Annotated in this window: 7 protein-coding genes and 1 tRNA gene; 1 reads left to right on the top strand and 7 read right to left on the bottom strand. The window is 73.0% G+C overall.

The genetic code is table 11. The features are described 5' to 3' along the window. Positions 1–287: 287 nt before the first annotated feature. The 7 genes from ACFV6I_RS35140 to ACFV6I_RS35110 all read right to left on the bottom strand — a co-directional run bounded on the left by ACFV6I_RS35140 (position 288) and on the right by ACFV6I_RS35110 (position 6539). A tRNA-Pro gene (locus ACFV6I_RS35140) sits at positions 288–361 on the bottom strand. A gap of 156 nt (positions 362–517) precedes the next feature. Next, entirely contained in the window at positions 518–1921 is a 1404-nt protein-coding gene (locus tag ACFV6I_RS35135) for an MFS transporter (RefSeq protein WP_380429940.1), read from the bottom strand. A gap of 62 nt (positions 1922–1983) precedes the next feature. Beyond that, complete coding sequence (locus tag ACFV6I_RS35130) at positions 1984–2775, bottom strand: DUF1684 domain-containing protein (protein ID WP_380429937.1); 792 nt, start codon at positions 2773–2775, stop codon at positions 1984–1986. A gap of 262 nt (positions 2776–3037) precedes the next feature. Then, positions 3038–3904 carry an acyl-CoA thioesterase II gene (locus ACFV6I_RS35125; protein WP_063349667.1) on the bottom strand — a complete coding sequence of 289 codons (867 nt, stop codon included), beginning with the start codon at positions 3902–3904 and terminating at the stop codon, positions 3038–3040. A gap of 220 nt (positions 3905–4124) precedes the next feature. Further along, positions 4125–4832: an alpha-ketoglutarate-dependent dioxygenase AlkB gene (locus ACFV6I_RS35120; protein WP_380429946.1), complete on the bottom strand. Its 708-nt coding sequence runs from the start codon at positions 4830–4832 to the stop codon at positions 4125–4127. A 70-nt stretch (positions 4833–4902) separates the two neighbouring features. Continuing rightward, positions 4903–5361, bottom strand: a complete 459-nt coding sequence (locus ACFV6I_RS35115) for a transglycosylase family protein (RefSeq protein WP_380429935.1) — start codon at positions 5359–5361, stop codon at positions 4903–4905. 356 nt (positions 5362–5717) lie between these two features. Continuing rightward, entirely contained in the window at positions 5718–6539 is an 822-nt protein-coding gene (locus tag ACFV6I_RS35110) for a transglycosylase family protein (RefSeq protein WP_380429932.1), read from the bottom strand. A gap of 604 nt (positions 6540–7143) precedes the next feature. Between ACFV6I_RS35110 and ACFV6I_RS35105 the strand changes: the two genes are divergently transcribed. Next, a complete protein-coding gene (locus tag ACFV6I_RS35105) occupies positions 7144–7977 on the top strand; it encodes a hypothetical protein (RefSeq protein ID WP_380429943.1) in 834 nt (277 codons plus the stop codon). Positions 7978–8104: the final 127 nt, after the last annotated feature.

Genomic DNA, 8104 nt, shown 5'->3' with positions numbered 1-8104 from the left:
CCCCACATAACCAATTTTACCATACTACCCCCCCCCCCCCCTCACTAACCCAAATCAAAAGGCCGCCACCACACCTCGCTCCAGCGAAACGGCAAGGAGGTCTCGCGCTTCACCTTGAGATCGAAGAACAATCCGCACACCAGCCACTGGAGCAACGAGTGGCGAGGAACCTGCGGCCAAACCTGGGGACCATTTTGGGACCGCCCGGGACCAAAAACGAGCCCCGAAAACCAGCAAGAGCGGGCACTCGGTTTCCCAAGTACCCGCTCTCACAACCGACTTCACAGTCGGGACGACAGGATTTGAACCTGCGACCCCTTGACCCCCAGTCAAGTGCGCTACCAAGCTGCGCCACGTCCCGTGGTCTCGGTGCCCGGTAGCGGGGCCTGGGGGGCTCTGCTGTGGGCTTCTCGACCTTGTCTCCGGTTGTCCCGGCGACGTGGAAAACAATACAGCACGTGGAGGGGTGCTCGCTGCCGGGTTGGGGGGTGGGTGGGTCGGGACAGGTCGGGGTGGGTCAGGGGGTGGGGTGGCGGGCGTCGTAGGTGAGGAAGGCGGGGCGGCGGGCGGCGAGGAGGACGACGGCGGCGACGCAGGCGAGGCCGCCGGTGATCACGGAGGTGGCGGGGTTGGTGAGGGCGGCGACGGCGCGGGACTCGAAGTCGCCGAGGCGGGGGCCGCCGGCGACGACGACGATGAAGATGCCCTGGAGGCGTCCGCGCATCTCGTCGGGGGCGGCGACCTGCATCATCGTGTTGCGGAAGATCATGCTGACGGTGTCGGCGCAGCCGGCGACCGCGAGCAGGAGGAGGCCGAGCCAGAGGTTGTGGAGCGCGCCGAAGGCTGCGATGGCGAGGCCCCAGGCGGCGACGGCGACGAGGACGGCGGCGCCCTGGCGGTGGATGCGGCCGACCCAGCCGGAGAAGAGGGCGCCGGTGAGGGCGCCGACGGCGGGGGCGGCGACCAGGAGGCCGACGGTGCGGGCGTCGCCGCCGTAGAAGGTGACCGCGATGGCGGGGAAGAGGGCGCGCGGCATGCCGAAGATCATCGCGGCCAGGTCGGCGAGGAAGCTGGTGCGCAGGTTGGGCTGCTCGCGCAGGAAGCGGAGGCCGTCGAGGACGGAGGCGCGGCCCTTGCGGTCGCCGAGCGGGCGCATGGCGGGCAGGCGCCACATCGCGTAGAGGGTGCCGGCGAAGGCGACGGTGTCGACCAGGTAGGCGGCTTGGGTGCCGTAGGCGCCGATGAGGACGCCGCCGAGCATGGGTCCGACGGTGAGGCCGAGGTTCATGCTGACGGTGTTCAGCGCGTTCGCCGCGGGGAGCTGGTGGCTGGGGACCAGCCGGGGGATCATCGCGGAGCGGGCGGGCGAGCTGAGGGCGAAGAAGCCGGCCTGGGCGGCGACGGCGGCGTAGAGGACGGCGACCTGGCCGAGGCCGGCCAGTGCCTGCACGGCGAGGACGGCGGAGACGGCGGCGAGCCCGGCCGAACCGATCAGGCCGAGTTTGCGCCGGTCGACGGTGTCGGCGATCGCGCCGCCGTACAGGCCGAAGGCGACGATCGGGAAGAAGGAGAAGAGGCCGACCAGGCCGGTCGCGAAGGCGGAGCCGGTCTCGTCGTAGACCTGGACGGAGACGGCGACGGCCGTCATCTGCTGGCCTATGGAGGAGACCGCCTGCCCGAACCAGACCCGGCGGTAGTCGGGGTGGTCGCGCAGTGGGCTGAGGTCGGCGAAGGCCCGCCGGCACCAGGGGAGGGTCTCGGTTCCGGCCGACGGAGCGGAGACGTCGGAGGGCGGCTCCTCCGCCGGAGCAGCGGCAGGGGCGGCATCGGACGTCGTGACAGGGGCAGGCGCCGAGGCAGGGGCAGGCGTCGGGGCGGGATCGGACGCCGGGGCGGGATTGGCAGGATGATTGGTCGACACAACCCTCCATGGTCCGCCCCGGCCTCCCCGCTCCCCGCACCGGGGCCGGACAGCGGCCCGTCCTACCTGGTCAGGACCTGCTTCTCCCCTGCCTCCACTGCGAAGTCGAGCCGGTTGCCCGGCGGCGGGAACGGGCAGATGAAGTGGTCGGCGAAGGCGCACGGCGGCAGGTAGGCCCGGTTGAGGTCGAGGACGGTGCGGCCGTCCGCGTCCGGGGCGGGGAGGGTGATGAAGCGGAAGCGGTAGGTGCCGATGCCGCTGGTCGCGTCCGCGATGACGCCGGTGAGGCGGTCGCCGGAGCGGCTGACGGTCAGCTCGCGGTGCTCGCCGGCGACGGTGAAGGCGATCTGCCCGGTGACGGCGAGCGGGCGCTCCTTGCCGTCCGCATTGGGGACGAGCACGGACTGGGCGCCGTCCTCCTCGAACGGGGTGAAGACGGCGGGGACGGCCCACTCCGGCGAGTACGGGTAGGCGGAGATGCCCGCGAAGGCCGTCCGGCGCGGCGCGGCCGGATCGAAGACCCGCAGGGCGAGCTCGCCCTCGCGCTCGATCGGGACGAGCAGGAGGTCGCCGAGGGTGGCGGTGTCGGCGGCCGGATCGGTGTCGGGACGGAGCAGCGCCTCGCCGTCGACCGGCCCGTCGGCGCCGCCGACGGTGATGCCGTCCGCGGCCGCCGCCCGGACCCGGACGCCCTCGGCGTCGGCCCACCAGTGCCCGGGCAGGCCGACGATCTCGACGGGTCCGGGCTCCAACCAGTGCGTGCCGGTGAGTGCGAGCTGGCCGTGTGGCGAGCTCACCGACGCCGCCCGGCCATCGCTCCAGCGCTTCCAGTCCTCCGCGGCCGTAGCCGTCATCGGTACACCCTCCCACTGCGGTCCTCGGGCGGCCCGCTGTTCGGGCCGTCCACCTCGGTCACCCACCACAACGCCGCGCACCCGGACGGATCATTCCCGCCTGCCGGAACCGCCACAGGGCGGCCACAGGACGGCAACACGGCGTCACGACGGCAACACCACGGACACGACGCCCGCCGGGACGAAGGCCGGCCCGCTCGGCCGACACCCGGCCGCCGGCACCCGGCACCCGACGCACCCGCTCGCCCACTCGCCCACCCCGTCAGCTGCCGGCGCCCAGCGGCCGGAACAGCCCCTCCTGCACCACCGACACCACCAGCCGCCCGCTCCGGTCGAAGATCTGCCCGCGCGCGAGGCCGCGCCCGCCGTGGGCGATCGGGGACTCCTGCTGGTACAGCAGCCAGTCGTCCGTACGGAACGGGCGGTGGAACCACATCGCGTGGTCGAGCGAGGCCATGTCGAAGTGCCGGGTGCCCCAGAGCGGCTCGACGGGGGCGCGGACGGCGTCGAGCAGCGTCATGTCGCTGGCGTAGGTGAGGGCACAGACGTGGATCAGCGGGTCGTCCGGCAGCGGGCCGTCCGTCCGCAGCCAGACTCCGCTGCGCGCCTCGACCCCGGCCAGCTCCTCCTTCGTCCAGCGCAGCCGGTCGACGTAGCGGATGTCGAAGGGCTGGCGGCGGCTGATGAACGGGGGGAGTTCGCCGAGCCGGGAACCGACCTCTTCCAGCGCGCTGGGCAGGTCCTCGGGCGCGGGGACGTCCGGTATGGGGTGCTGGTGCTCGATGCCGCCCTCTTCGGGGCGGTGGAAGTCGGCGGTGAGGGCGAAGATCGACCGGCCGCCCTGGATGGCGAGCACCCGGCGCGTGGTGAAGGAGCGGCCGTCGCGGATCCGGTCGACCTGGTAGACGATCGGCACGCCGGGCACCCCGGGGCGCAGGAAGTAGGCGTGCAGCGAGTGGACCGGGCGGTCGCCGTCCACCGTGCGCCCGGCCGCGACCAGCGCCTGCCCGGCGACCTGGCCGCCGAACGTCCGCTGCAGCGCCTCCTCGGGGCTGCGCCCGCGGAAGATGTTCAGTTCGATCTGCTCCAGGTCGAGCAGGTCGACAAGGTCGTCGACGGGGGTACCCATGCGTGCGCTTCCTCTCCAGGCCCACGGCCCCGGCGGAGGTCTTCCGCCCGGCTCCGGCGCCCGTCCTGATCGAATTCTCCAACCCACTGGAATTCTCCGGCGACCGGGGTCATTCCCGCTCACCGGGCCGAAGGAGCCGATTCACTCGAACGAGTAAGCGAGCAGTAGGGGAAGAGCGGAAGAGCGGTCACCAGGCGGACGGACGAACGCCCACCCGGACTCAGGCATCCCCCGCCTCCCCCGCCGCCAGCCCCGACTGCCGCACGGTGATGTTGAGCCGGCCGACCAGACCCAGCGCCGGATCCGCCGTGCCGGGCAGCGTGCGCACCACACCGTGGTACGCGAACCGGGCCGGGCCGCCGAACACCAGCAGGTCACCGCTGCGCAGTTCCAGGTCGGTCCACGGGCGGGTCCGGGTCTCGGTGTTCCCGAGCCGGAACACACAGGCGTCGCCGAGCGAGAGTGAGACCACGGGCGCGTCGGTCCGCTCGTCGCGGTCCTGGTGGAGGCCCATCTTCGCGCCGTGCGGGTAGTGGTTGACGATCGCGATGTCGGGTTCGTACGACGCGGCGCCGGCGATCTGCCGGGCGTCCGTCCCGTAGGCGTCGGCGACGGCCCGGCGGGCGAGGCGGTCGAGTTCGGGCGGGAACGGCTTGACGGGCGTGCCGTCCTCCGCGTCCTTCCGATAACCGTACGGATACCAGTGCCATCCGAGGCTGACCATTCGTACGGACATCATCCCGCCGGTGGGCATCCGCACAGCGTGCAGGCCGGCCGGTGGGCGGGCCCACTCCCGGCAGGCGGCCACCAGGCGCAGTTGGGCATCGGCGTCCAGCCAGCCGGGGAGGAGGACGGCACCGGGGGCGGGCTCGGCGCGCCCGCGTGCGGCAGCGGACCCCGACCGGCCGCCCGGGACGGCACCGGGCAGGTCACCGAACAGTTCGCCCTGGATCACCCCACCATCCTCCCGCACCGCCACGGCCGAAGCCCGGCCGGCCTCAGGAACCCGGCCGGCCTCGGGAGCCCGGGCCACCTCCGGAACCCGGACCGCTACCGGAGGTCGGGCTGCCACCGGGGGTCGGGCTGCCGCCGGAGGTCGGACCGCCACCGGGAGTCGGCGATCCGCCGATCAGCCCCAGCTCCCGCGCGCAGTCCGGCCACGCCTCCCAGCCCTGCCGTCGGAGGATCTCCTCGCCGACGGTCGTCTGCTCCCGACGGCTCGCGTGGTCCGGCCGGTCGGCGAAGCGCAAGCCGCCGGCGACCTCCCAGGTGGGCGGCCAGATCTGCAGGCCGCCGTAGTAGCCGTTGCCGGTGTCGGCCTGCCAGTCGCCGCCGCTCTCGCACTCGGCGAGGCCGTCCCACACGACGTCCGCGACCCGGGCCGCCGCACCGGCCCGCTCCCAGGGGATCGCCGCCGCCCCCGCCAGCAGCACCACGGCGACGCCCAGTCGAAGCACGACCCGGCACATACGCTCGTCACAGGGAGGCGGCACAGCAGCCGACCCTAGGCCGGTCGCCTCACGGCCCTCCCCAACGACACTCCGAACGCGCCGGAAACGCCAGAAACGCCGGGAACACCGGAAGCACCGGAAACGCCAACGGCCGCTCCCCCGCGCAGCGGAGAAGCGGCCGTGGTGTCAGCACACCGCCGGGGCCGGGAGGCCCGCTGAACCGACCTCAGGCCGGGGACATCGGACAGCCGACATCAGGCGGCAGACCCCGGAGAGCCGGTGTCAAACGCTCAGACACTCAGTTGCTCAGAGGCCCAGACGCTCAGAGGCCCAGGTGCTCAGAGGCCCAGGTGCTCAGGTGCTCAGACGCTCAGGGTCTGGCCCGGGAGGATCAGGTCGGGGTTGCCACCGATGACCTTGGCGTTGTTCTTGTACAGGTCGTGCCAGTCCAGGCCCTGCGCGGCGGCGATCGAGCTCAGGGTGTCACCGGACTTGACGGTGTAGCTGTCGCCCTTGGCCGGCTTGGCGTCGTTCGAGCCGGTCCAGCCCTTGGCGCCCTTGGCGGCGTCGTTCTTCGGCGCGGCCTTCGGCGCGACGTCAGCCTTCGGCGCAGCGGCGGCCTTCGGGGCAGCGGCCTTCGGCGCGACATCGGCCTTCGGCGCAGCGGCGGCCTTCGGAGCCTGGGTCTGCGCCGGCTTGGCGGCCGGGGCAGCCGGCTTGGCGGCGGTCGAACCGGCAGCCGAGCCGGTGGTCGAGCCGGCCGAGGTGTCGACGGCGGCCGGGGTGCCGCCCTTGGTCAGGCCGGCCTTGACGGAGCACACGGGCCAGGCGCCCGGGCCCTGCGAGGCGAGGACCTTCTCGGCGACGGCGATCTGCTGCGCCTTGGTGGCCTGGTTGGCCTGCGAGGCGTAGGCGGTGCCGCCGAAGGCGGCCCAGGTGCTGGAGGTGAACTGCAGTCCGCCGTAGAAACCGTTGCCGGTGTTGATGGCCCAGTTGCCGCCGCTCTCGCACTGGGCGACGGAGTCCCAGGTGGAGACGGAGGCGGCGGAGGCCGAGGTGGCCGTGACGAGGCCGGCCACCGGCAGGGCCGCGACAGCGGCGCCCGCCACGACAGCCATCCGGACGCGGTTGCGCTTGGTGGCCGTGGAGGTGGTGGCAGCGGCGATCTCGTGACGGAAGGTCATGGGGTTCCTCTCGAAAGCCCCGGGCGGGCATGCGGAACCAGGCCCTGGAGAGGGCCGCGTTCACTTGCCGCGTCCGTCGGGCGACCGTGCACGTGTCGGACGTGCCGCTTGCCGCCCCGGCCACCCAGCCGCTCACCGGCGACCTTTTCGAGCGATCGCGTCGGCGGGCACCTGCCGCATCCGGCGGGGAGCCGGAGGGGCGGTGCGTCGGGGGTGAACCCGGGTGGCGCTCGTTGCGCCGCCAATGAAGCTACGAGCCGGTCGGCGGGGAAACCAAAACTCCACCGGTCTGCCCAGCTCAGCCAAGGGTTACCGGCGGTAGTACCCGCACAATCCTGCCCGAAATGCCCGTTTTAGCCGTCGATTCGTAGATCAAACATCACGGTGGCGTGACTCACCTCACGGTTTCATTCCGGCAGGCCTGCCACCGACATCGACACATTGCGACCACGAGAACACGCGGCGCGGTCGGATCAGAGGCAATTCCCGTCAGCCTCGTCGACCACCCGTGACGCCTGACACAAGGGCCCGTTGGTCATGGCGACCTCCCCGTATCCGCCCCCAACCGCCAACCGCACCCACCAGAGGAGAACCAGTGCCGCGCATGCTCGACGTCAGCGACGAGGTCCGGTCCGAGATCGGCGACGACGAGGCGGACCGCCTCCTCGGCGGCGACCGCGCACCCGACAGCTACGAATGCACCTCCTGCCGCACCTCCGGCGACACCCACGCGGAGCCCACCAGCACCGTCCTGTTCGTCGGCGAGGAGACCGCCGTACTCGCCTTCGCCCACGCCCGCTGCATCCCGTCCCAGGTGGTGCCGGTGGCCGAGGAGCAGTTGGTCGGCGCCGTCCGCAGCATCAGCCAGGCCCAGACCGGCGCCCCGGCCGCGCCCGCGCACCCGCTGGTGCCCATTCCCGCGCCGACCCCGGCGACCACCCCCACCGCCCAGCCCAGCGCGCCGGGCCAGGCCGCCATCCTCGGCATCACCTGCGGGCTGGTGCTGCACGGCAAGGTCGGGCACGCCTCGCTGGTCGTCGAGCCGACCGGCCCGGTCGGGCGCCCCGGCAGCACCTCGGGCGAGGACGAGTTCCTCGACCTGCTCCAGGACGCCGGCTTCCAGGCCATCACCGACCTCGACGAGACCCCGGACCAACTGGGCGGCTGGTCGGTCCTGGTGGCGATGGGCAAGCTGCACGCGATCCTGCAGCCCGCTGCCGCCGGCGGCAGCACCGGCTGGTGGCAGGCGCACCAGCCGCTCCAGGTCACCGACGCCTGGCGGATGGCCGCGAGTCAGCTCTCCGAGGTCACCATGTACGCCGTCCCGGCCGGGATGGTGGGCCGCCAGCCGCGCGAGGACCTGCTCCGCCAGGCGCTGGAGCGGGCGGTGGCACTGGGCCAGGTGGTCGCCGCCTCCCTCCCCCTCGCCGGCACCTGAGCCCCTCGGCACCCGGGCCCGCCGACACCCGCCCGGTGCGGCCCCCCGCCCACACCCCCCCCGCCCCACTCCCGCAACCCCCCGCCCACACCCCCCCCGCCCCACTCCCCAACCCGGGGGGTGCGTA

Source organism: Kitasatospora sp. NPDC059803, from assembly GCF_042732255.1.
Taxonomy (GTDB): Bacteria; Actinomycetota; Actinomycetes; order Streptomycetales; family Streptomycetaceae; genus Kitasatospora.
Note: the sequence above shows the minus strand (reverse complement) of the source record. Positions and strands in the feature narration are given on the sequence as shown.

Excerpts from the sequence above, each read along its gene's own strand:
- ACFV6I_RS35130 (WP_380429937.1), bottom strand. The coding sequence starts at position 2,775 with ATGACGGCTACGGCCGCGGAGGACTGGAAGCGCTGGAGCGATGGCCGG.
- ACFV6I_RS35125 (WP_063349667.1), bottom strand. The coding sequence starts at position 3,904 with ATGGGTACCCCCGTCGACGACCTTGTCGACCTGCTCGACCTGGAGCAG.
- ACFV6I_RS35110 (WP_380429932.1), bottom strand. The coding sequence starts at position 6,539 with ATGACCTTCCGTCACGAGATCGCCGCTGCCACCACCTCCACGGCCACC.
- ACFV6I_RS35105 (WP_380429943.1), top strand. The coding sequence starts at position 7,144 with ATGCTCGACGTCAGCGACGAGGTCCGGTCCGAGATCGGCGACGACGAG.